Annotated in this window: 28 protein-coding genes; 11 read left to right on the forward strand and 17 right to left on the reverse strand. The window is 71.1% G+C overall.

The window, feature by feature from the left end; all coding sequences use genetic code 11:
- Positions 1 to 137 precede the first annotated feature (137 nt).
- The 9 genes from AC3EVP_RS06685 (at position 138) to AC3EVP_RS06725 (ending at position 7,289) form a co-directional block, all read left to right on the forward strand.
- Complete coding sequence (locus AC3EVP_RS06685; protein WP_435127132.1) at positions 138 to 464, forward strand: transcriptional regulator; 327 nt, start codon at positions 138 to 140, stop codon at positions 462 to 464.
- 1 nt (position 465) lies between these two features.
- Entirely contained in the window at positions 466 to 1,503 is a 1,038-nt protein-coding gene (locus tag AC3EVP_RS06690; protein ID WP_435127134.1) for a hypothetical protein, read from the forward strand.
- On the forward strand, positions 1,503 to 2,210 hold the full coding sequence (locus AC3EVP_RS06695) for an ATP-binding protein (protein WP_435127136.1): 708 nt from the start codon (positions 1,503 to 1,505) through the stop codon (positions 2,208 to 2,210). Before AC3EVP_RS06690 ends, AC3EVP_RS06695 begins: the two co-directional genes overlap by 1 nt.
- 97 nt (positions 2,211 to 2,307) lie before the next feature.
- Positions 2,308 to 2,874, forward strand: a complete 567-nt coding sequence (locus AC3EVP_RS06700; RefSeq protein WP_435127138.1) for a WhiB family transcriptional regulator — start codon at positions 2,308 to 2,310, stop codon at positions 2,872 to 2,874.
- Entirely contained in the window at positions 2,871 to 4,028 is a 1,158-nt protein-coding gene (locus AC3EVP_RS06705) for a DUF2637 domain-containing protein (RefSeq protein WP_435127140.1), read from the forward strand. The genes AC3EVP_RS06700 and AC3EVP_RS06705 overlap by 4 nt, the downstream gene beginning before the upstream one ends.
- 102 nt (positions 4,029 to 4,130) lie before the next feature.
- Positions 4,131 to 4,355, forward strand: coding sequence for a hypothetical protein (locus tag AC3EVP_RS06710; RefSeq protein WP_435127142.1), 225 nt, complete (start codon positions 4,131 to 4,133; stop codon positions 4,353 to 4,355).
- A 311-nt stretch (positions 4,356 to 4,666) separates the two neighbouring features.
- Entirely contained in the window at positions 4,667 to 5,008 is a 342-nt protein-coding gene (locus AC3EVP_RS06715) for a plasmid mobilization relaxosome protein MobC (protein WP_435127144.1), read from the forward strand.
- Positions 5,008 to 6,777, forward strand: a complete 1,770-nt coding sequence (locus AC3EVP_RS06720) for a relaxase/mobilization nuclease domain-containing protein (protein WP_435127146.1) — start codon at positions 5,008 to 5,010, stop codon at positions 6,775 to 6,777. Before AC3EVP_RS06715 ends, AC3EVP_RS06720 begins: the two co-directional genes overlap by 1 nt.
- Positions 6,778 to 6,884: 107 nt before the next feature.
- Entirely contained in the window at positions 6,885 to 7,289 is a 405-nt protein-coding gene (locus AC3EVP_RS06725; RefSeq protein WP_435127148.1) for a hypothetical protein, read from the forward strand.
- Between the two features lie 152 nt (positions 7,290 to 7,441).
- On the opposite strand, the gene AC3EVP_RS06730 is transcribed toward AC3EVP_RS06725, so the two are convergent.
- The 6 genes from AC3EVP_RS06730 to AC3EVP_RS06755 all read right to left on the reverse strand — a co-directional run bounded on the left by AC3EVP_RS06730 (position 7,442) and on the right by AC3EVP_RS06755 (position 14,512).
- Positions 7,442 to 7,633 (reverse strand): hypothetical protein, encoded by a 192-nt coding sequence (locus AC3EVP_RS06730; protein WP_435127150.1) that lies wholly within the window; start codon positions 7,631 to 7,633, stop codon positions 7,442 to 7,444.
- Positions 7,634 to 8,033: 400 nt separating this feature from the next.
- Positions 8,034 to 8,711 (reverse strand): response regulator, encoded by a 678-nt coding sequence (locus AC3EVP_RS06735; protein WP_435127152.1) that lies wholly within the window; start codon positions 8,709 to 8,711, stop codon positions 8,034 to 8,036.
- Positions 8,708 to 9,928, reverse strand: a complete 1,221-nt coding sequence (locus AC3EVP_RS06740; protein WP_435127154.1) for a sensor histidine kinase — start codon at positions 9,926 to 9,928, stop codon at positions 8,708 to 8,710. The genes AC3EVP_RS06735 and AC3EVP_RS06740 overlap by 4 nt, the downstream gene beginning before the upstream one ends.
- Before the next feature lie 260 nt (positions 9,929 to 10,188).
- Positions 10,189 to 11,130: an SGNH/GDSL hydrolase family protein gene (locus tag AC3EVP_RS06745; RefSeq protein WP_435127156.1), complete on the reverse strand. Its 942-nt coding sequence runs from the start codon at positions 11,128 to 11,130 to the stop codon at positions 10,189 to 10,191.
- A gap of 262 nt (positions 11,131 to 11,392) precedes the next feature.
- Positions 11,393 to 13,723, reverse strand: a complete 2,331-nt coding sequence (locus AC3EVP_RS06750; protein WP_435127158.1) for an MMPL family transporter — start codon at positions 13,721 to 13,723, stop codon at positions 11,393 to 11,395.
- Between the two features lie 387 nt (positions 13,724 to 14,110).
- Positions 14,111 to 14,512: a DUF6332 family protein gene (locus AC3EVP_RS06755; protein ID WP_435127160.1), complete on the reverse strand. Its 402-nt coding sequence runs from the start codon at positions 14,510 to 14,512 to the stop codon at positions 14,111 to 14,113.
- Positions 14,513 to 14,947: 435 nt separating this feature from the next.
- On the opposite strand from AC3EVP_RS06755, the gene AC3EVP_RS06760 reads away from it, so the two are divergent.
- Positions 14,948 to 15,133 carry a hypothetical protein gene (locus AC3EVP_RS06760; RefSeq protein ID WP_435127162.1) on the forward strand — a complete coding sequence of 62 codons (186 nt, stop codon included), beginning with the start codon at positions 14,948 to 14,950 and terminating at the stop codon, positions 15,131 to 15,133.
- Between the two features lie 130 nt (positions 15,134 to 15,263).
- Here the strand turns inward: AC3EVP_RS06760 and AC3EVP_RS06765 are convergent, their stop codons facing one another.
- The 4 genes from AC3EVP_RS06765 to AC3EVP_RS06780 all read right to left on the reverse strand — a co-directional run bounded on the left by AC3EVP_RS06765 (position 15,264) and on the right by AC3EVP_RS06780 (position 17,053).
- Entirely contained in the window at positions 15,264 to 15,593 is a 330-nt protein-coding gene (locus AC3EVP_RS06765; RefSeq protein WP_435127164.1) for an esterase, read from the reverse strand.
- Between the two features lie 83 nt (positions 15,594 to 15,676).
- Positions 15,677 to 15,889, reverse strand: coding sequence for a hypothetical protein (locus AC3EVP_RS06770; protein WP_435127166.1), 213 nt, complete (start codon positions 15,887 to 15,889; stop codon positions 15,677 to 15,679).
- A 383-nt stretch (positions 15,890 to 16,272) separates the two neighbouring features.
- Positions 16,273 to 16,632, reverse strand: a complete 360-nt coding sequence (locus tag AC3EVP_RS06775; protein ID WP_435127168.1) for a hypothetical protein — start codon at positions 16,630 to 16,632, stop codon at positions 16,273 to 16,275.
- A gap of 67 nt (positions 16,633 to 16,699) precedes the next feature.
- The gene (locus tag AC3EVP_RS06780) at positions 16,700 to 17,053 is read right to left on the reverse strand and encodes an SPDY domain-containing protein (RefSeq protein WP_435127170.1); all 354 of its coding nucleotides are present in this window, start codon (positions 17,051 to 17,053) and stop codon (positions 16,700 to 16,702) included.
- Between the two features lie 217 nt (positions 17,054 to 17,270).
- Here AC3EVP_RS06780 and AC3EVP_RS06785 point away from each other — a divergent pair, with 217 nt between their 5' ends.
- Entirely contained in the window at positions 17,271 to 17,540 is a 270-nt protein-coding gene (locus AC3EVP_RS06785) for a hypothetical protein (protein WP_435127172.1), read from the forward strand.
- 3 nt (positions 17,541 to 17,543) lie between these two features.
- On the opposite strand, the gene AC3EVP_RS06790 is transcribed toward AC3EVP_RS06785, so the two are convergent.
- From AC3EVP_RS06790 to AC3EVP_RS06820, 7 genes are all read right to left on the reverse strand, one after another.
- Positions 17,544 to 17,888: a hypothetical protein gene (locus AC3EVP_RS06790; protein WP_435127174.1), complete on the reverse strand. Its 345-nt coding sequence runs from the start codon at positions 17,886 to 17,888 to the stop codon at positions 17,544 to 17,546.
- Between the two features lie 252 nt (positions 17,889 to 18,140).
- The gene (locus AC3EVP_RS06795) at positions 18,141 to 18,629 is read right to left on the reverse strand and encodes a hypothetical protein (protein ID WP_435127176.1); all 489 of its coding nucleotides are present in this window, start codon (positions 18,627 to 18,629) and stop codon (positions 18,141 to 18,143) included.
- A gap of 33 nt (positions 18,630 to 18,662) precedes the next feature.
- Entirely contained in the window at positions 18,663 to 19,001 is a 339-nt protein-coding gene (locus tag AC3EVP_RS06800) for a DUF317 domain-containing protein (protein WP_435127384.1), read from the reverse strand.
- Positions 18,917 to 19,303: a hypothetical protein gene (locus tag AC3EVP_RS06805; protein ID WP_435127392.1), complete on the reverse strand. Its 387-nt coding sequence runs from the start codon at positions 19,301 to 19,303 to the stop codon at positions 18,917 to 18,919. The genes AC3EVP_RS06800 and AC3EVP_RS06805 overlap by 85 nt, the downstream gene beginning before the upstream one ends.
- Positions 19,304 to 19,547: 244 nt before the next feature.
- Positions 19,548 to 20,399 (reverse strand): SPDY domain-containing protein, encoded by an 852-nt coding sequence (locus AC3EVP_RS06810; protein WP_435127178.1) that lies wholly within the window; start codon positions 20,397 to 20,399, stop codon positions 19,548 to 19,550.
- A gap of 111 nt (positions 20,400 to 20,510) precedes the next feature.
- On the reverse strand, positions 20,511 to 21,347 hold the full coding sequence (locus AC3EVP_RS06815; protein ID WP_435127180.1) for a winged helix-turn-helix transcriptional regulator: 837 nt from the start codon (positions 21,345 to 21,347) through the stop codon (positions 20,511 to 20,513).
- Positions 21,348 to 21,392: 45 nt separating this feature from the next.
- Positions 21,393 to 21,938, reverse strand: a complete 546-nt coding sequence (locus AC3EVP_RS06820) for a hypothetical protein (protein ID WP_435127182.1) — start codon at positions 21,936 to 21,938, stop codon at positions 21,393 to 21,395.

Consider the following 21,938-nt stretch of genomic DNA (forward strand, 5'->3'; position numbering starts at 1 on the left):
ACCGGCGCCCGGGAGCTACCAACTCCCAGACGCCGGGCCGGCATCCCGAAGGACACCGATTCACATCGCGCGAGCAGCAGCGCAATCTCTTCGCACGAGAACTGCTGCCCGCGCTCCTACGAACAACGGAGTATCGCATGCACACCGCCGACGGCGGAAGTTCGGCCTGCCCGGATGCAGCCCGGCAGCAGCGTCTCGCGGAGCAGCTCATCGACATGATCCCCGGCGCGACCACCCTGCGCGTCAGCCTCACCGATCCGACGCAGACCTGGCCCCACCCGCATGCCGTCGCCAAGGACGCGGACGGGGCACGGGTCGAGCTGAGCCGGACGGCTGCGAAGACCGCGGCGCGCTGGGTCCTGCGGGTCTGGCCGGAGGCCGACTGGACCCGCCCCCACACCTTGGACCTGGCCACCGCCACGCTCACCCGCAGCGACCTGGTCGCGGCAGGCCGGGGTCGCTGACGTGCCGCGCATCCGATCGATCAAGCCCGAGACCTGGACGTCCGAGACGCTCGCCGAGGTCAGCATCCCCGCCATGGTGACCTTCCTGGCGATGACCAACATGGCCGACGACTGGGGGCGGCACCGCGACAACGCGGCCATCATCTTCGGCATCATCTGGCCGCTGCGCGCCGAGCACGGCGCGGTCCAGGTCGAGGACGACCTCACCCAGCTCGAGAACGCCGGGGCGATCTGCCGGTACACCGGGTGCGACGGGCGGCGCTACTTCCACTACCCGACCTGGTTCAAGCACCAGAAGATCGACACCCCGTCCCAGTCCCGCCTCCCGGCGTGCCCGAAGTGCGAACCGCAACGGTGCGGGGTCTGCAAGGGACCCTGCACCGAGCGCCCCGAGGACTCCCCGAAGGCTCCCGGAGACCTCCCGGAGGGTTCGGAGAACCCTCCGGGAACCTCCGAACCGCCCGCGCAGCCCACGCCGACCGCTCCCGCACCCGCCCGGGACGCCCCCGCGCCCGCACAGGAACCCGCCGACACCGCCGGTACCGGCGTCAGCACCCGCCACGAGTCGGCCGACAAAACCGCAGGTCAGGATGTATTCGCCGAACCCTCCCGGAAGGCTCCCCGAAGCCTCGGGGAACTCTCGGGGTCTGGATCTAGGATCTTGGATCCTGGATCTTTCTTCCCTACGGGGCGCGATGCGCCCGACGCGGGCAGCGTCTCAGCCAACCAGCTTGTCGGGGAGTACGTCGCATCGTGCGACCAGCGCCCGCCGGGCGACGTGATCGGTCACCTCGGCCGGGTGGTCAAGAAGCTCCTCGGCGAGGGCATCGCGGTGGAGCACGTGCGGGCGGGGCTGCGGCGCTTCGGCGAGATCCAGGGCCACCCGTCGCGGCTGCCGAGCCTGGTCAACGACGCGATGAACGCCCCCGGCGGGACGGGGGCCGGTTTGGCCCGTCCGGGATTCCGGCCTACCGTGCCCGCTCACAGCGCGTGGACCAACCCGGTCGATGCTGCCACCGCCTACGCCGAGGAGCTGTGATGCGCACCCGAAACCGCGAACCGCAGACCCTCGCCGGTGCCGGAACCCTGGACCGGATGGCCAGGATCCTGGCCTCCCGGAACATCGACCCCGCACTCGCTGCCGCCGCCGTGGCGGACGAGCCCGAGCCGTACGCGCCGCTGGACGCCTTGCGGGCGGGGATGCTGCCGCGCTACCGCGACGCGGTGGCCGACCACCCACAGGTCCTGGCCTGGTGCCGGGAGGTCGCCGCGCAGGCGGTCGCGCCGGGCATCGGGGCGCGGCGTCAGGTGGCCACGGGTCCGTCGCTGCTGATGGCCGGGGTAGTCGGCGCGGGCAAGACGCACCAGGCGTATGGCGCGGTCCGGGTCCTGGTCGGGGCGGGGGTCGGGGTGCGGTGGCGGGCGACGACGGCGGCCGACCTGTACGCCGAACTGCGCCCGAGGGCGGGGGTGGACAGCGAGCGGGAGCTGGCGGCCGTGGCCCGGGTGCCGCTGCTGATCCTGGATGACCTCGGCGCGGCGAAGCCGTCGGAGTGGACCGAGGAGATCACGTACCGGCTGGTCAACCGCCGGTACAACCACTGCCTGCCGACGCTGATCACCACCAACCTGCGCATCGGTGACCTGCGCGCGTACGTCGGCGACCGCGTCGCCTCCCGCCTCACGCAGATGACCAGCCGGGTCGAGTTCGACCTGGTCGACCGCAGACGCGCCCGCGCCGCCTGACCCCGCATCAGGCCGCCCCCAGCGCGCCCACCGACTTCCCGACCAGGCACCTCCGCCGACGCCCACCGCGCGCGGAGAGCGATCGGAGCACACCGGCATGACCAGCACGACGACGACCCCTGCCCACCACCGCTCGCTGGGGGACCAGACCTGGCAGGACCAGGCGGTCTGCCAGCCCACCGAATACCACCCGGTCGACCCCGAACTCTTCTTCCCCGACCCCGAGGAGATGGACAAGATCCGCGCCGCCAAGGCTCTGTGCGCTCAGTGCCCTGTCCGCCAGACCTGCTTGGACGCCGCCCTGGAGAACGCCGACACCCACGGCATCCGGGGCGGCCTCACCGAACACGAGCGCGCACCGATGCACACCCGGCTCCCGCACCGCCTGGACTACTCCCGCGTGAACGCGGCCGTCGCCGGACGCGACATCCACCTCACCGCCGCCGAACGGCAGGCCGTCATCCACGCCGCCTACCGCCACGGGCTGCCCGCCCACCGCCTCGCCTGGATCCTGAAGATCGACGAGGAGACCGCGCAGAAGCGCTACCGCGAGACCCGCCACGCCCTTCGCCACCGCGACCTCGACGCCGCCACGCCCACCAGCCCGCCACCCGAGCACGGCAGCCAGACCCCGGACCAGGGCGACTTCGGGACGGCCGCGTGAACCCCGCCAGCGCGCCGACGACGGCGCTCGTCACCGGCTGGGACCGCCTCGCCGTCATCGTCCTCGGCGGAGCCGGGTGCGCCCTGTCCGCCAGCGCCCTCATGCAGATGGCCATCGCCATCCACATCCGGCCCACCCTGTGCTGGCTCTTCCCTCTGGTCGTCGACGGCTTCATCGCCTACGGCATCCGCGCCCTGCTGGTCCTGCGTACCGCACCGCTGCGCGCCCGCCTGTACGTCTGGACGCTCGTCGGTACCGCGACCGGGGTCAGCGTGTGGGCCAACGCCCTGCACGCCGTCCGCCTCAACGACCAGGCGCCTTCTGCCGGCGGGTTGCAGCTCGGCGACACCGTGGTCGCTTACCTGTCCACCGTCGCACCGCTGGCCCTGGCCGGAGCGGTCCACCTCTACATCCTCGTCGCCCGAGGCCCGGGCAACCGCAGCGAACGCATCGGCCGGGCTGACCGAGCCGGTCACGATCAGGCCGGTCAGCGGTCACTCCACCCCGCTCAGGTCAGTGCCGGTCAGCCGATCGGTGCGCCGCCCGACACAGACCGGGTGATCGCTCACCGCTCGGAGGACAGCGTGGTCACTGCGACCGACCGGGCTGGTCAGCGGTCACCGCACCCCGGTCAGGCCGGAGCCGGGCAGCCGGTCAGCGCGCCGACCGACCCGTCCCGGGTGACCGCCACCCCGCCCACCGCGCCCGCCTGGTCACTGACCCGGGCGGGTGACCGAGCGGACGACGGCCACCCGGTCACCGGTCACCAGGGCACCGACGTTCGGGGAAAGCAGGGGGCTGACCTGGGCGGTCAGCCGGACAGTGGCCCGGCGGTCAGTGGCCGAGCGGACGTCACCGCGCCGGCCACCGCCCGCCCGGTCAGCCACCCGCCGGTCACTGACCGGCCGGTCACTCCTGCTCCGGTCAGTGACCGCGAGCCCCGCAGAGCCGGTGACCGGCGTCCTGACCCGGACACCGAGGAGCTGCTGGAGATCGCCCGGTCAGCGGTCAAAGCGCAGGACAAGCTGACCCGGCAGGTCGTCGCGCAGGCCATCCGGGGCCAGCGGATCCCGCTGTCCAGCGACACGCTGACCGCGCTGATGGCTCAGCTCCGCGAGCAGCGCGACGAGCCGGTCACCACCTCCCGCGACTGACCGGCCACCCGAGGTCGGGTGACCGGGGCGGACAACCCGGCCGGTCACCCGCCCCCGGACAGCCACCTTCGGACTTCCTCCGACCGACTGGAGAGCACCATCATGCGCACCAACCCCGCCACCCCGGCCGAGGTGGACACCTGGCTGGCCGTCCTGGTCAGCCAAGGCCACCTCCACCGCGCCGAAGCAGGCCCGGACACCACCTGGATCGTGCAGAAGGGCCGGCACAGTCGCCCGTGGACGCTGCACCATCCGGTCCTGGCGATGGACTTCATCGAGGACATCCTGCGCGAGGTCCACCAGCGGGAAACGGAGTCGGGCCGGTGACCGCCAACGACACATCGCCCAGCACGTCCGGACAGGAGCGTGAGGTCACCACGGCCCCTGGGGCAGCAAGTTGTCGCGTTCGACGGTCCCACGGCCCGTCGATCGCACTTGCCCCCGCCCAGGGGGGCGGGGGAAGTCCGGCGGGTTCCCGAGCGAGGGCGCACGGGGACCTGCCGGACTCCCGGCACCAGAGGGCGCCGGAGAGGGGAGAAGCAGACGACCGCGCGCCGCGCGAGCAGCCCAACCCGCCCGCGTTTCCCGACCGCGCTCCGCGCCGCCGCTCCCGAAACTCCAGCCAGCGCACCTACAAGTTGACCACGCGCCTGTCCCTCGCCGAGAAGACCGAGATCAGTGACGCCGCAGCGCAGCGCGCGGTGACCGTCGCGCGCTTCCTTGCCGCCGCCGCCCTCACTGCCGCCCGCGGTTCGCTGCCTGTGCACGGCAACGAGCAGCTTGACACGGCGATCGACGAGCTGGCCGCCCTGCGCACCGCGGTCTCCCGCGTCGGCAACAACATCAACCAGATCGCCTACGTCTACAACTCCGGCGGCCAGCCCCGCTCCGGCGAACTCGACCACACCCTCGGCGTCCTGCACCGGATCTTTGCCCGCATCGATGACACTGCCGACGCCCTGGCACGCAGGCGGCTGTGATGGTCCCCAAGATCCGGCGCGGCTCGCGCACCCACGGCGTGCTCGTCTACCTTTTCGGCCCCGGCAAGCGTGACGAGCACACCGACCCCCACCTCGTCGGCTCCTGGGACGGCTTCGCCCCCGACCCCGGCCGAGACACCAGCCCCGATCCCGACCCGAGGGCCACCCTCGCGCGCCTGGCCGCCGCGTTGGACCTGCGTGTCAAGCAGGCTGGCACTCGGGCCCCGGCACAGCACGTGTGGCACTGCTCGGTCCGCACCGACCCCGGCGACCGCACGCTGAGCGATGCCGAGTGGAGCACTGTCGCCCGCCGCCTGGTCCAGGCCGTCGGCCTTGCACCCGATGGTGATCCGGACGGTTGCCGCTGGGTCGCCGTACGGCACGCCGAGGACCATATCCACATCGTGGCCACCATGGTCCGGGGCGACCTGCGCCGACCCCGCATGAACTACGACTACCGCAAGGCCCAGGCCGAATGCCGCCGCATCGAGAAGGAATGGGGCTTGCGCCGGCTCAAGCCCGGTGACGGCACCGCAGCGAAGAACCCCACCAGCGCCGAGCGATTCAAAGCCGAACGCGTCGGCCGCAGCGAGACCCCACGCGAGACACTGCGCGAAGCCGTCCGGCAGGCGCTTGCCGGAGCCGCTGACGAAGCCGAGTTCTTCACCCGGCTCCGCGACAAGGGCCTGCGCGTCAAGCTGCGCGAGGCTCCCTCGGGCGACAGCATCGGGTACTCGGTCGCGCTGCCCGGCGACCGCAACCGCGACGGAACACCGATCTGGTTCCCCGGCTCCACCCTCGCGCCCGACCTGTCACTGCCCAAGATCCGCCTCCGCCTGGCCGACCCACCCGGCGACGACCCGACAGCCCCGGAGGTTGGTACCGGCCGAACCGCGTGGCCACCGACAGCCCAGGGTCGGCGCACCGCGACCGGGATCGCGGAACGCGCCGCCGTGGTCCTGGACGGCGGCGACGACGAAGCCGCCACCCAGCTCGTCGGGATGGGCGAACTCCTCGACGCCGTCGCCCAGACCTCCCCGGCCGCCACCCGCGCCGAGCTGGCCGCCGCCGCCCGCTCCTTCGAACGCGCCACCCGCAGCCACATCCGCGCGGAAAACGCCGATGCCCGCGCGATGCGCTCCGCCGCGAGGGGCATCATCCAGGCCGGCGGCGCACTGGGCCGGGGCGAGGACGGCGGCGCCACCGCGATGCTCCTGTCCACCCTGGTCCTGGCCGCCATCACCGCCGCCCGCTGGCACTCCGCCCGCGGACACGCCCAGCAAGCAGCAGCCTCACGCCAGACCGCCCAGCACCTGTGCGCCGCCTACCAACAGGCCGCCGCTTCACCCATGCAGGCCCTGCACGCCCACGGCCGAGCCCTGCCTGAAGGCCAGCGCCGCGGCTATGAGATCACCATCCGCGCGGCACTGCCCCACGATCTCCCCCGCACCGATAGCGAGGCCCAGCACGACGCGCTGGCCGCCACCCTTGCCCAGGCGGAACAGGCCGGCCACGACCCCGACGCCCTACTCCAACAGGCCGTCGACATGCGCGAACTCGACTCCGCCGAGAACGTGAACGACGTCCTGGTCTGGCGCCTGCGCCGTCTCGCCGACCTCCCTGCACACCCTGGCCCCATCTCCCCACTCCCGAAGGCCGGCACCGGTCGCACTGCGCCTCCGGCTCGCCGACCTGGTGTCCACCGTGCGCCGCCCTCGGCGCCCCGCCCGGATACTCCGGACTCTCGCAACCGTCCGCCGCGCCGCTGACACTCCGGTCCGAAAGGCCCGCATCCGGCCTGCCGGACCGGCTGAAACCCCCTGGACAACCGGCCCCACCTGCTGTTACGGATGAACAGACAGGCTCACACACGGAGATGACGCTCGTGCTCAGAACGAACAACCACCGCGCAGAGGCACCTCCCGCCCCGCCTGCTGCCCCGGCCAGCAGCGACCCGCTGCTGCAACTCCAGCATGAACTCCAGCCTCCCACCGGCCCCCGCGCCTACCGCTACATCCGCCACCCCCAGGTGCTGGCCCTGCGCGGCATCCCCGTGATGTGCACGGCCTGCCGAGCGCGGCGGGACTGGCTCCTGATCAACCAGGGCCGCAACACCTGGGTCCACTGCCGCTGCAACAACGAGTGGCACGAACCCGAGATCACCCGCGCCGCCTTCGAGGCGCTGACCCGCCTCCCCGACACCATCACCTACGCCAGCGTGGAGGAGGGCGTGGCCGCCATGGGCTTCGACGGGACCTTCACCGGCATCTACCTGGAGTAGCCGAGCGGCATTGCATCCGAAGTGGATTTTATCGGTGCGGCATCGCGAGCCGTCTCTGCTCATGTGCCGTGCGAGTGAGGTCAGATGATGATCTGGGACTCCACAGGACGGTGGCGGAGATGGCCCTTGCAGGACGAATGTGGTGGGTGGCTTCAACCGATGTCGGACAGGAACCGGGCGAAGGAGGCCGTGAGGTCGTGGATGGGTTGGGCGGCTCCGGTTCCGGCGACGAAGAATCCGAAGAGGAACAGGAGGATTGCTCCGCTGGCGTTGGTCGACTTGCTCTTAAGAGCGAAGAAGGAGGCAATGCCGAAGACCAGCACCGCCGAGGAGGTCACGGTCATCGGGCGACCTTCCGGCGGTATTTGGTGGATAGACCGGTCGGTTTAGGTAACTGGCGCGTCAGGGTGACCTGTCCGGAGGGCGCCGGTGGAAAGTCGCGTAAAGTCGCAGAGCGGGGGACGGGCCAGTCGGACAGGTGGTGGGGAGTCGATGGGGAGGGAGAGCTACCGGCAGCGGCCATTCGTCTTCCTTGGGTTTCTGTGGGACGGGTGAGAATGGTGCACGGAGCACGTGAGACGTGTGCCTCGGTCCACTTCTTCACCACAATGGCGTGACGCGCCGTCTCTGTCGTCCTTCCTGTCCTGGCATTGCCGATACTCAAATGTCAGTACGCCTGCTTCGTCACCTACAGCGCCTGCAGTACGGGAGCGGCGCTGGCGCGATGTCCGAACGGAGTCGTGGTCAGGTGTGAGGGGTTTCGGGGCGTACGAGGCCGTTCTGGTAGGCGATGACGACGAGTTGGGCGCGGTCGCGGGCGCCGAGTTTGGTCATGGCGCGCTGGATGTGGGTGCGGACGGTCAGGACGCTGAGGACGAGGTGTGCGGCGATCTCGTCGTTGGATTTGCCGTGGGCGGCGAGGGCGGTGACCTCCTGTTCGCGTGGTGTGAGGTCGTGGAGCCGTTCGGCCGGGGCGAGCGGCGGTGTCGTAGGGGTGGTGAGGAAGCGGGTGATGAGGGCCTGGGTGGCGCCGGGGGACAGCAGGGCCTCGCCCGCGGCGACGGTGCGGATGCCGGCCAGGAGGGTGTCGGTGGTGACGTACTTGCCGAGGAAGCCGCTGGCTCCGACGCGCAGGGCCTGGGCGACGTACTCCTCGGTCTCGAACATGGTGAGGATGAGGACGCGGGTGCCGGCGAGGTCGGGGTCGTCGCAGATGGCGGCGGTGGCGGCCAGGCCGTCGGTGCCGGGCATGCGGATGTCCATGAGGACGACGTCGGGCTGGCGTGCGCGGGCGAGTTCCACGGCCTGCTTCCCGTCGGCTGCTTCTCCTACGACTTCCATGTCCTCGACGGAGTCGATGAGCATCCGGAAGGTGCCGCGCAGGAGGGCTTGGTCGTCGGCGAGCAGGACACGGATGGTCAACGGGAGTCCTCGTGCGGGTCGGCCAGGTCGTCGGCCTGGGGCAGGGGTTGGATGGGGAGGTTGGCGGTGACGTCGAAGCCGCCTTCGGTGCGGGGGCCGGCCCGAAGGTCGCCGCCGACGGAGTGGGCGCGTTCGCGCATGCCCATCAGGCCGTATCCGCCGCCGGGGAGCGCTGGCGGGCCGGGTGGGCCGTCGTTGGCCACGGTGAGGCGCAGGTGGGTGTCGGTGTAGGTCAAGTGGACGCGGGCGGTGCGGTCGGAGGCGTGCTTGGCGGCGTTGGTTAGGGCTTCCTGGATGATGCGGTAGGCCGTCAGGTCCACCCCTGGTGACAAGGGGCGCACGGTGCCGTCGGTGGTGACGGTGACGGTCAGGCCAGCCGACTCGCAGGCGGCCGTCAGTCGCGGCAGGCGGTCCAGGCCGGGGGTGGGTTCCAGCGGGTCGGCCTGCGGGCCGTCGGTCTGTCGCAGCACGCCGACGGTGGCGCGCAGTTCCAGTAGGGCGGAGGAGGTGGTGCCGACGAGGTCGGTGAGGATCTTGCGGGCCTGTTCGGGGTGGGTGGCGGCGAGGTGGGCGGCGGTGCCGGCCTGGGCGTGGGCGACGGCCATGTGGTGGGCGACGGCGTCGTGGAGTTCACGGGCGATGCGCATGCGCTCCTCGGTCACTCTGAGGCGGGCCTCCTCCTCGCGGGTGCGCTCGGCGTGTGCGGCACGGGCTTGGGCCGAGGCGAGGTAGGCGCGGCGGAAGCGGCTCAGGGTGCCCAGCGACAGGGGGAGCAGGAGCCACAGGATCGTGCCGAGGGAGCGCAGCATGAAGTTGTCGCCGAGCGGTGCGCCGGACAGGGAGGTGGCCACCAGCACGGCGGCGGTGGGGTAGGAGTAGAGCGCGGTGGTGCGGGAGTCGGTGAGGGTGCCGAGCCAGTACAGGGCGGCCATGACGGGGGCCAGGAGCAGGGGGCTGGGCAGGTAGCCCAGGGCGGTCAGGACCGCCGCGGCCGCTGTGGTGGCCGCCAGCGCCGTGCGCGGGTGCCTGCGGGCTTGGAGCAGGGTCGCACCGCAGAACAGGGCGAGGATCCGGGCGAGCCAGGGGTTGCTCGGCAGTGAGGCGTTTCCCGTGTTGATGTCGGCGCCCAGCAGCATGCAGGCGCACAGCGCCACCGCCAGCACCACCTCCGCCGTCCGGGGGTGGTGCTGCGCATAGCGTTCGAGGTGGCTCGTCATAGTGGTTCTTCCGGGTGCGGGTGCCTTGCTCCATGGTCGCTGATCGCCAGGAGGCGGCGCGAGGCTGGTCGAGCGCGTGTCACGACTGGCCCCGCGGGCGGTCATGGCGTGCGGAACGTTCCTTGAACCTGCTCGCACCGATGTGTCCGAGGTCTGCTCTGTGCCGTGACCTGCTCGGAATTCCGTGCTCATCCGACCTCATTGGCGAATGTGCCGGTGTTGAGGGCTGGTTGTGCGAGTGGGCGGCTTGTTTTTTCTGATCATTTCCGTAGAGCTTCGAGTGCGGCCGTTGCCATTCCGGATTCGCCTCGTGCGTTGGGGTGAACGGAGGCGGCGGCGTTTTGCGTGATGGGGGGTTCGATCCACCGGGTGTCACGGTTGTCACAGGCCGTGTAGTTCTTCGAGGGGGTGGCGGTGTCGATGTAGCGGACGTTTGCTGCTTTGGCCTGCTGGCGCAGCATGGTGTTGAGGCTGTCTTCCACGTGGTGGAGGTAGGCGGTGTCGTCGGGCGAGAGTCCGAAGGAGCGGGTGCAGGCGTTCGTGGTGCCCGAAGGCAAGATGGTGGGGTACCCGATGACGAGAATCCGGGCCCGGGGGGCCTTGCGGTGGATGTCCTTCAAGGCGTGTGCGATGTCCGGCGCGATGGCATTGATGCGCTGTTGGAGCTGGTCGGTTCCGCCGAGGTTGTATCGGCGTTTACAGGCGTCGGGCAGGGCGAAATGGCCGATTCCGATGGCGTAGTCGGCGGCGTCCATGGTGATGCATTCCTTGAGGATCGAGGTGAATTCGATGTCGTTGCCGCCGATTCCCAAGGTGACCAGGCGGGTCCGGGACGAGAGGGGGAGTTCCTGCGGCGGGTTGGTTCCGTGGGAGGTGTGCTGGGAACTGGTGAGGTCGTCGACGGTGGCGCCGCTGCAGCTCATGTCGACGAAGCGGGTGCCGGTCAGGCCGAGTCCTCCGGCTATGTCGGAGGGGTAGTTTGCGTCGGAGCGCTGGCATCCGGGCGGCTGTGCCGTCTGGCCGGGCACGTCGGGTGCCGCGGTGTAGGAGTCGCCGAGCGCGACGTAGGGCCCTTTCGAGGATGCGGCGTCTGCGGGCTTCGCGGAGGCCCCGGCATGGTCCTGATCTGTGCAGGCGACGCCTGCCCCCACCAGGGCAGCGGTCAGGGCGAGGGCGTACGCGATGACGGTGGTACGGCACATGGCTGCTCCGGGGCTGGCTGACAGGAACGTGCGTGCCTGCGGCAGGTACGGGTGACCGCCGGACCTTCGAAGAGGTGGCGTGCGTCGGGGTGGGACGAAAGGCCGCCGGTGCGGATCCGGGCTTACGACGGTGGAGGCCACGACATCACCGCGAGCACGGATGTCCGGCGAGTGCAGGCGGCCCGGGAACGTGTCCCGGGCCGCCTGCGTGCGGGGGCGAGGCCGCTCACGCGCGGGTTCGCACGAGCGCGGGGGGGCTTGCTTACACGCGGGCCCGCACCTGCCCGTCCGGGGCGGGGGCGCCGTCGTGGTCCTGGTCACCGCTCGCGTGCGGGGTGAGGGCTTCGCCTTCGATGTCGACGTGGGGCAGGAAGCGGTCCAGCCACTTCGGCAGCCACCATGCCTTCTCGCCGATCAGGGCGAGGACGGCGGGCACGATGGCCATGCGGACGACGAAGGCGTCCAGGAGTACCGCGGCGGCCAGGCCGAACCCGATCATCTTGATCATCGAGCCCTTCTCCTCGATGAACCCGGAGAAGACCGCGATCATGATCAGTGCGGCGGCGACCACCACGCGGGCGCTGTGGCGGAATCCGGAGACCACCGCGTGGCGGGCGTCCTCGCCGTGGGCGTACGCCTCCCGCATCCGGGAGAGCAGAAACACCTCGTAGTCCATGGCCAGGCCGAAGACGATGCCCACCATGAAGATCGGCATGAGGCTCATGATCGGTCCGGTCTGCTGGACGCCGAACAGGGACGCGGCGTGTCCTTGCTGGAAGACGAGGACGACCAGGCCGATCGCGGCCAGCACGGACAAGACGAAGCCGAGGGCCGCCTTGATCGGCACGAGCACGGACCGGAAGACCACCAGCAGCAGGACGAACGCCAGGCCGACGACGACGGCGAGGTAGGGCACCAGCGCGGACTGGACCTTGGCCGCGACGTCGATGTTCAGCGCGGTGGTGCCGGTGACGTAGAAGGCCGCGGAGGTGCCCGACTCGATCGCCGGGCGGTGGTCGCGGATGGTCTTCACCAGGGTCTTGGTCTTGGCGTCGGTGGGGCTGGTGGAGGGGGTGGCGGAGAAGATCGCCGTGTCGCTGGTCTTGTCGAAGCTGGGCGGGGAGACCGAGACGATGCCCTTGGAGTCGCCGATGCGCTGGCTGATCTGGTTGACGGCGGTCTTGGCGTCGGGCGCCTTCTTGGCGTCCACGACGATGGTCAGGGGGCCGTTGAAGCCGGGGCCGAAGCCCTGGGCGAGGTCGTCGTAGGCGCGGCGCTGGGTGGTGCTCTTGGACAGGGCCTCGTCACCGGGCATGCCCAGGTGTAGTGAGGAGACCGGCAGGGCGAGCGCGCCGAGGCCCACGACGCTGGCGACCAGCACCGTCACCGGGCGGCGCAGGACGAAGCGTGCCCAGCGGGTGCCCAGGTTGTCCCGCCCGGCCGCCTTTGCCTCCTCGCGCTGCGGGCCGGTGGCGTCGGGGCCGGCCTTGGGGCGGGACCGGGGCCGCCTGCCGGGCATCAGCGTGCTGGTGCGCCGGTTGTCTGGTGTGTGGTCCTGCTGCTTGGCGGCCTTGCGGACCTTGCGGGCCAGGACCGCGTTCGGCCAGAATCCCAGCAGCATCGGGACGACGGTGAGGGCGACCAGGACGGCGACGGCGACCGCGCCCGCGGCGGCCAGTCCCATCTTCGTCAGTGTCGGGATGCCCACGACCGACAGGCCCGCCAGGGCGATCACCACGGTGAGCCCGGCGAAGACGACGGCCGATCCGGCGGTCCCCACAGCCATGCCGGCCGCCTCCTGCGGGGCGCGGCCGCGGGCCCGCTCCTCCCGGTAGCGGGAGATGACGAAGAGGGCGTAGTCGATGCCGACCGCCAGGCCCAGCATCATGCCCAGGGTGAGGGTGTCGGAGGTCAGCCCCAGCGGGTGGCCCAGCAGCAGGATCGCGAACAGGCTCGCCGCCGCGCCGATGATCGCGGTCAGCAGCGGCATGCCAGCAGCGGTGAGTGACCCGAAGGTGACCAGCAGGACCACGGCCGCCACCGCGATCCCGATCACCTCGGAGACACCGCTGGGCCCGTCGCCGCCATCGGTCGCGGAGCCGCCCATCTCGACGGTCAGACCGTCGTGGCGCCCCTGGTCGGCGGCCTTGTCCAGCGCCTGGCGGCTGGCGTCCGTGACATCGGAGTCCGCCACCTTGTAGGTGACCACCGCGTACGCCGTGGAACCGTCCTTGCTGACCGCCTGCGACGCGAACGGGTCCGCGACGCCAACCACCTGCGGGCCGCCGGCCAGTGCGTGCACGGTGTCCTCCACCGCCGCCCGGTTGGCGGCCGCGGTCACTTTCTGCCCGTGCGGGGCGACGAAGACCACCTGGGCCGACGCCCCGTCCGCCGCCGCACCGGGGAAGCGCTGTTGGATGAGGTCGTACGCCTTCTGGGACTCGATCCCCGGCATCGACAGGTCGCCGTCGGACGTCCCCTGCGCGTTGAGGCCGCCGATCGCCACGGCGGCCAGCACCGCCACCCAGATGAGGGCGAACCAGCCTCGCCGCCGGAAGGCCAACCTGCCTAGTCGATACAGAAACGACGCCATCGGGACACTCCAGATCCACTCGTGATTACTTCACCAGCGTGGCCCGGAGGCCCCCTCCGCGTCGTCCTGCCGCTACGGGCATTGCCGGGTACCGAAACGGCAGTACAGGTACTGCCGCAGCAGTAGATGAGGACGCCGCCGACCGGCCGCAGGAACCCGCCGATTACACGCCTTCTCGCACCCGCCATGCCGCGGGATTACCGCAGGGCCCTGGAAACGGCCACGGCCGCCGCCGGCTCGGCGGAGCGACTTCCACCACAGCTTCTTGTCGTCGATCCCGGGTCCCCTTCAAGAAGGCGTGACTGATCATGTGCTCGTCGCAGGCGACTTTCCCGAGAGGTTCTACAGCCTCGCCGTCCCAGCCCGGCTGGCCTTCCCGCTACTGCACTAAGCATCGAGCGGAAAACTCCCTGGTTTGTCCGCCGCTCGATCCGTCGCTGAGGACGACTCCGTGCAGCCCCGCGGGGTTAGGCTCCCGTCCGATTTCATGGTCGACTCCCCGTCGGGCACTACCGCTGAGCGAGGTTCCCCCGGATTCCAGCCGTCCATTCGGTCCCGCCACTCGACGCGTCGCAGGGTGAACGCTAAACGGCCACAGAACAGTGCCGTGGCACCAATGACTGCGCCGGTGACGTACTCCTGGCGAGCCCTTCCGTGCGCTGCCTTCGCCAGCACGGGACTCATCACCGCCGTGAAGCCGGCAACTGCGAGCAGGGCACCCGCCACCACGGCACGCACCATCTCCCTTGTGGTTGCGCCCCGCTCGGTCGGCTTACGTCCTGTCCGCACCGCTGGATCTCCTCCCGTCCCGGCGCATCCCCGCCATTTCGCGCGGTTCGGGGCGAGAGTCGCGGTAGCGACGACCTTGCATCAGTCGCAGGTGACCGCCCATTGACCGCGTGGTCTGCCTCAAGCCCGGCAGCACGAATCGAGGCATAGCACCGATCGCGGGGCCAGCCCTTGCGGAGGGAGCCCACATAGACCCGATCACGCCGTACCCGACCAGGGTCACTGAGCGCGCCATCACTCGTCGTCGTGCGGTTACGGGCACTTCTCCGTACTGAATCCGCAGTAGAAGGAGCTGGAGATGCCGCGGCGTAGTACCCACGCGGCGTGCGGGCCCGGCCCCCAGCCCGGCATCACTGTCAACCCCGCCGCCGTAGGCAATGGCCGAGGTCGGCATCGACATCTCCGCACCAGCAGCGGCGGGCCCGGACCAGCGGGGTGGCCGACGAGCTGGTTCCGGTGGCCGGCCGGGGGCCTGCGTGGCCGTTCGTGCGTGCGGCCGAGGAGGCCGGTGCGGGGTTGCGGGAGCCGACGGAACGGACCCGACGCCGACTGGTCGACGCGCTGGAGGACGCGGCCGAGCACGACGAGAATTCGCCGCCGCACTGGCAGCGGGCCCGGTGAACACTGCGGCCGACACTCCGTATTCGTCTTCGACGGTGAGTGTCAGCAACCGCTGACCTGATCGGGCCAACGGCAAGGCCGCCCCGTGCCGGTGGGCACGGGGCGGCCTTCTGCGGTCGCAGTTGGGGAGTCAGGTGTTGGCCAACTGGTTGGACAGGTCCAGGGCGGACGTGGCGTAGGCGAGGGCTTGGCACAGGCCGGTGACCTCGTAGAGGGTGGGGCGGATGAGGTCGGGCCAGTCGTCGGGGGCGGCGGGCCAGCGGGCGAGCAGCACTTCGGTGGTGGCGAGGCCGAGGTGGGCGTGGACGGTCCAGCCTGCGGGGGAGGCGGGTTCCCAGCTCAGGCGGATGCGGCCGAGGGGGAGGGTGGTGGCGGGTGTGGGGAGCCAGGCGACGTCGAGGGGGCCGTCGGGGAGGCCGGAGACGCGGCGGACGAGTGCGCCGCCGGTGCCGGTCGGCATCGGCTGCAGGGCGAGGGTGCGCAGCGGCTGGACATCGGAAGGGTGGGGTGGGGCGGGGATGTGTTCCTCCGGGTGGTTGGGGGTCAGGCCCAGGACAGGCGGTCGCTGACCGCGGTCGGGAGGTAGCCCTCCTGTCCGTCCTCGACGAGGTACACCAGTCCGTCGTTGATGACGAGGTTTGTGCCGAGGAAGTGGGCGAAGGGGAAGTCGGGGTTGACGGCGATGCGGACCCGCAGGTTGGGGTCGAGGTTCTGGAGGTGCTGGAGCAGGTAGCCGACGGTCAGGTCTTGGGGCACGGGAACCTCCGCGAAGCTGGATACGGGGCGGGGACGAAGTGGTGCGGTGGAGCGTCAGCGCATGTTGAAGCCGAGCGTGTCGCGCAGCAGCGGGCTTGCCGGTATCTGGTGGGTGGCGAGGTGGCGGTGGCGGGATTCGTTGACGTAGCACTTGCCGGGTTGCTGCATCTGCCAGTTCCCGCAGGAGCAGATGGCCTGGGTGTCGGCGCGGCCGGGCAGTCGGGGTGGAGCGGCTTGCCGGAGCTGGTGTGCTTGTGCTCGGGTGGGCACGGCGTGCGGTCGGCGTGGTGGTTGGTCAGCGGGGCGCGGAAGGCCACGGAAGTCCCCGGTCGGGAGAGCGCCGGTCGGCTCGGTGCGCGGATCGACCGGGTAGCGAACGATGGTCAGGCGGCCAGCAGGAACAGGCGCTCGGTGATCGGCGTGCTCTCGTCGGCCACCGTGACCAGGCCCTTGTGGAGCAGGCGGAGCAGGGACCGGGCGGTGTCGACGTGGCGGGTGCCCATGGCGTGGCTGATCTCGGGGAGGCAGGCTCCGTCGGGCAGGGCGGCGAGGAGGGCGACGATGTCGCTGTCGCGGGCGAGGGACTGCTCGTAGGAGTAATCCCAGGTGTGCACCAGGCCGTTGACGGTGACGACCAGGCTGAGCACGAACCCGGTGCTGTGCACCGGGCTGGTGGCCGCCAGGGCGAGGCCGAAGACGGTGACAGCGGGACCGCAGAACCGGTGTGTGGCGTGTGAGAGCAAGGGCGACTCCTTTGTGCGAGCAGCAGTTGGTAGGAGGCGGTCCCGCCGGGGCCGGGCCGCCGATGATTCAGCGGTCCACGTGGCTGATCAGCGCTTCGAGGAAGGCGGCGACGGCACGGCTCGGGACATCCGGGCCGAACTCCTGCACCCAGGGCTCCGCGTCGTCCTCGGCGGGGGTGGCACGGACGGTCCAGACGATGCCGCGCATCCAGGCGGCGGTGTCCTCCGGCAGCCAGCCGACGTAGATCCGCCCGTCCGGGCTGGTGCAGTGGACGTTGGCCTGCGGGGTGTCGACGATCGCCCAGCCGCGCTCGCTGAGCAGGCTGAGCACCGGTTCCGCGCTGCCGTCGCCGGCCAAGGACGGGTGTTGCGCGACGACGGGGCTCAACAGGGCGGGCAGGTTGCTTGCGGTGGTGTCCAAAACGGGGTGGTCCCTTCGTTGACCTGTGGTTTTCGCGACATCCATACGTTGGCATGGGGTGTGCCGACGTACGTAGTCCTTTCCGGAGGGGGCGCGTCTGCCGTGGGCGAACTGCACCCGGAGACGGGAGAACAGGCCGCCCGGGAATGGATCGGCGCTGCCGGTTGTCGTAACTGGGTTGCGGCGCACGGCCGTACGAGTCCGGAGGGGGAAGCGCATGGTGGAGCGGGGCGGCAGACACTGGGACGGGGCCGGGCTGGAGCGCAAGATCCGCAGCGGTGGGCGGCCGTGGACGGTCGGCGACATCGTGATGGTCGACGACGGCCAGTGGGCCGTGGACCTCGCCGAACCGGCAGACCCCGAAGCGGACGCGGTGGTGGAGCGCCGGGCCGCCGACGGGCGGCGCGTGGAGATGACGGTGGAGGAGCTGGCCCGCGCGATCGACGCCCGGTTCGAGGACACCCGCCGCGACGGCACGACCGACTGAGCCTCAACCCTCCTTCGTGGATGCGGCGGCGGCGCGCGCCGCCGCGTTCTGGTCGGCGATGTCCGCGGCGAGCCGCAGCACGGTGCCGGCGGCGGGGTGTCCGAGCGGAGCTGCGCTGATGACCTGGCGGATGAGCCGGAAGGCGGCGTGCGGGCTCCATTCGAGCTGGCTGTCGGGGTAGGGCTGGTGCCCGTTGTCCATCCCGGTGAGGCCGTTGCGGACCCGACGGAGCGTGGTGACGTTCACCGTGGGCCGCCGGGTGGTGCGGGCGGCCTCGATGGTGTCGTCGAGGAGTTGGCACAGCGCTGGGTATGCGGGAGTCCACGAGGCGGGGCGTTCGGTGGGCATGGTGAGGTCCTCTTGGTGGTTGTGGTGTCGTCGGACAGTGCACAGGACACGGTGGTGTGGCGGGGAGGTGGACCGCCGGGGGGATCGTCGGGCTGTGTTTCTTCGCGGGCGTCAAGGCGGTGGACCGGCGCCGACAGGGCCCGGCTCTGCGCCTGGTCTGTAGGAGACCGCAGCGCAGCGGCCGTGTGCGTGACCGAGATGCCGGTCGTCTGCTCTGAACCGTGCTGGCGATGTCTTTGAGCCGTTCAGGGGTTACCGGCGGGGCCTGTTGGCGGCCGCTACCGGTCCGACGGGGGCCGAAGCCGAGGGCTGGCCGGGCGGCGGGCCCGGCGTCCGGGGGGCCTGTACGGAGCGGGCGACCGCGGCTTGGGCCAGGCGGATCGCCGGGGCACGGTCGGGGGGCCGGGTGGCTTCGCGGGCGTCGATGATGGAGCCGATGGCTTGCAGGCGGGCTTGGCTTTCGGCCTGGGCGATCCGCAGGTCCACGGCCGCCCGGGTGATCCGTTCCGTGTCGTAGGAGGCCGGCATCCGGCCGGGGCTGGTCATGGCGTGCAGGCGGTCCTGATGTACGACGGCCGCGTTGGACGAGACGACGAGGGTGGAGCGGATATGCATCGCTGAGCGGAGCAGCGGGTCCTGGACCGGGCGTTGGAGGGCGAGAGTCTCCAGCGCGTCGATGGGGCGGTCCCAGGCTTTCTCGATCATCGCGGTGGCCTGGTCGAAGACCGTGGCGTCGGACACGGGTGAACTCCTCTTCTTCGCAGAAGACTTGGGTCAGCGGCGCGGCCCTGGCGCTTGTGGGCGTTGCGGGGCGGAGGGCTGGCGGGGTGTCGGTATGACGGGTTGGGAGGGCCCGGTGGGCAATGCGAGGGTGGAGCGGGTGCGGGCGGCCTGGGTGCGGCGGACGTCCGGCGGTGTCGGGGCGAGCGGCTTGACCGCTGTTGCGGTGGCCTGGGGTGGGAGATGCCGTAGGTCGTCGCCGGTGCGGATGACGGGGGTCGGGTCGGTCAGGGCGGTGTTCATCGCTGCTACCAGCCCTTGGGGGGTGAAGGAGGAGGCGGTGGCGTACCAGCGATTGCCCGGTGGCCCGGTGGCCCGGCCAGCATGAGCCAGCGCCGTTGGTGTCCGGTCATCTCGGCGGTGTGGTCGTGATGGGGGCGGCGCAGGTGGACTTCGGCCAGGCCGTCCGGGGAGTGGAAGGAGACGTCGGTGCTGTCGTGGCGGTTCCATCCTGCTGCTGTCAGGGGGGTGCCGAGGTCGAGTGCTGAGAGGTTGCTGCTGCCGTAGTGGAGGTAGGAGTTGGGGCCGCCGGTGTAGGCGGCGGCGAGCGCAGTGGTGAAGTCCGCGACGATCTCGGTGGGGGCGTTGTTCTGGAAGGTGACAGCCAGCGCGGCATCGTGTAGGGGTCGGAGCATGCCGTGATCCTCCAGCGGGCGTCGTCCTCGTCTTCGGACGGATACCTGAGACGCACAGTCCGGTCCGGCGCATGAACGCGGACATTGCCCCGCTCGTCGTGGGTCAGGTTCCAGCCCTGGTCGAGCAGGGGCTGCAGGGCCAGGTCGCGGGAGGGGGTGGATCCGGCGAGGTAGCGGGGGGGGTGACGAGGTACTCGGCCCACGGATCGATCGGGGGGTAGGACACGGGGTGCTCCTCAAGCGGTCAGCGGCGCCGGAAGGGCACGGGCGGGGTGGGGCCGGGCAGGGGTGTGTCGGCGGCTGGCGCGGGGATGGCCGGAGGGGTGTGCGGGGTGCGGGCGAGTGCGGCGGACTTGAGTCGGTCGGAGTCCGGTTCGGGGATAGGCGTGGTGGTGAGGTAGGGGAGCTTCCGCTGGGGGATGCTGGAGCGGATGCGCTGGACGGGTTCGGTGCTGCTGAACGCCCGGGCGGTCTGGGTGAGGAGATACAGGGGGGTGCAGCTGGTGAAGTCGGCGTGCCACCGCTCGCCGTTGACTCCGTCGACGCGGGCGTACATCGTCCACATCGCCCTGCGTTCGCCCGCGAGTTCGGCGTGGTCGGGGACGTCATAGTCGCGCCGGCTGAAGTAGGCGTGGCCGTCGGGGGAATACCGGGAGATGTCCATCTCGGTGTGGTCGGTGCGCCAGCCGTGCTCGGCCAGAACGTCGTCGGGGAGGGCGATCTCCTGGTCGGGCCCGAAGTCCCACGGGTGGGCGTGGTCGGCAGCCAGGCACGTCGCGAGCGCGTCGGTGAAGGCGGCGGTGATCTCGGTGGGGGTGTAGCGGCTGAAGGTCGCGGTCCAGGCGGGTAGGCCGAGTGGCTCGTGGTAGCGGGTGATCTTCCACCCGCCGTCGCGGCTGTGGGGCAGGTAGGCGACGTGGACGTCGTGGCGGGGGCTGGTGAAGCACAGCCCGCCGTCGGTGATGGCTTTGCCCCAGCCGCGGGTGTCGTCCAGGGGGTCGTGGATGGCGGCGGTGTCGCCGATCCCGGCCAGGTACACGGGTCCGACGAGAACCAGCTGGTCGGGGCGCTGGTCGTCGGGCTGCGGGGTGCTCATGAAGACGTGCTCCCAGGTGAGGAGGGGCCCGCGCGCCGGCGTGCGCGGCGCGCAGGGGCTGGATCGATGGGACGGTGGTTCTGGTTCTGGTTCTGGTTCTGGGCATGGCGGTCACCTGTTGCGGGCGGGGGCGGACTGGGCGGTGATGGTGGCCGGCACTCGCGGTTGCGGTGCGGGGGCGTGGCTGAACAGGCCGCTCGGCGCGGTGGGGCTGCGGCGCAGGGCCGCCGCGGTGCGTATGCCGTCCGGGCGGGCCGGGAGGGCGCTGCGGGTGCGGATCACGGCCGGAGTGGGAGTGGCGGCGGGCAGGGCGGCGGCGGTGGGAGCGGTCCAGTGTTCGACGGCGGCGTAGACCGGGCCGAGGGCGCGGCCGGCGGCGGTGAGGGTGTAGGGGTCGCCGTGCCGGGGGCCGGTGCGGGTGACCAGTCCGTCGGCGGTAAGGCGGACCAGGCGCTGGTGGGTGTAGGGGTCGTCCAGCCCGACCACCTCGCCGATGCGGACGACGCGCAGGGGGCCGGCGTCCAGTGCCTGGATCACGGCGGTGGTGTGGCGCAGGTTCAGCCGGCGCACGGCGTCCTCGACGCGCTCGGCAACGGCCACACCGCCCGGCAAAAGCTGGAGATGGTCGTGGGACCAGTTGGCCAGCGCCTGGTGGACCGGGGCCAGCGACGTGCTGAACTCGCTGAGCTGGTACGGGGCTCGGAAGTCTGCGCCGCGGGTTACGAGCCGGTTGGCGTGCATCTGGGCCAGTCGCTTGCCGACGAGCTGCTCGCTGACGAAGGGCAGTTGGCGGGCGATCTCCCGTACCTGCATCGGCTGGCGTGCCTGGGCCAGGGTCTGCACGACCCAGGTGGTCCACTTCGGTGCGATCAGGGACAGCGCGTCCTCGATGCGCTGGGCGCGGTCGACGCCGGTCTGCGAGGAACTGGGCTGGGTGAGGGTGGACATGACGGACTCCAAGGGGATGAAGAAGCCTGGGGGAAGGGGGATGGTTCAGCGGGCGCGTTCGGCGCGGAGCTGTTGGAGGATGGTGCCGAGGCGGCGGTTGCTGATGTGGACGCCGCGGTCGCGCAGGGCCAGGCGCAGCGCGTCGCGGGTCAGGCGCGGCAGGCAGGCGGCGGCCTGCCGGGCGGTCTCCATCACGTCCTGGTCTTCGACACCACCGCTGGGCGGCCGGGACAGCGGGAGGCGGGCGGCAGCGGGCTGGTCCAGCAGCAGCCGGACGTCCAGCGGGTCCCACAGCGCTTCGGCCTGCGTCTGCTCCTGCTGCTCCACGTGCATGAGTTCCGCGATGTAGGGGCGCAGACGGTCGTCCCGAGGGCTTCCATCGGCGACGGCTTTCTGAACGGTGGTGCGCAGGGCGCGGCGCGTTGCGCGGCCCTGCTCGGCGGTCTGCTCCAGATCGGTCAGGCGGCGCAGCACGATCGGCAGGACGGGATCCGTCGAGCGGTGGTGGGCGACCTGCTCCTGTAGGTGCTCCAGCGGGCGGCCGTACCGGTGCTCGATCAGGCGGCGGGCGTGGAGAGCCGTGGTGGGCAT

It is taken from the genome of Actinacidiphila sp. bgisy144, from assembly GCF_057708105.1.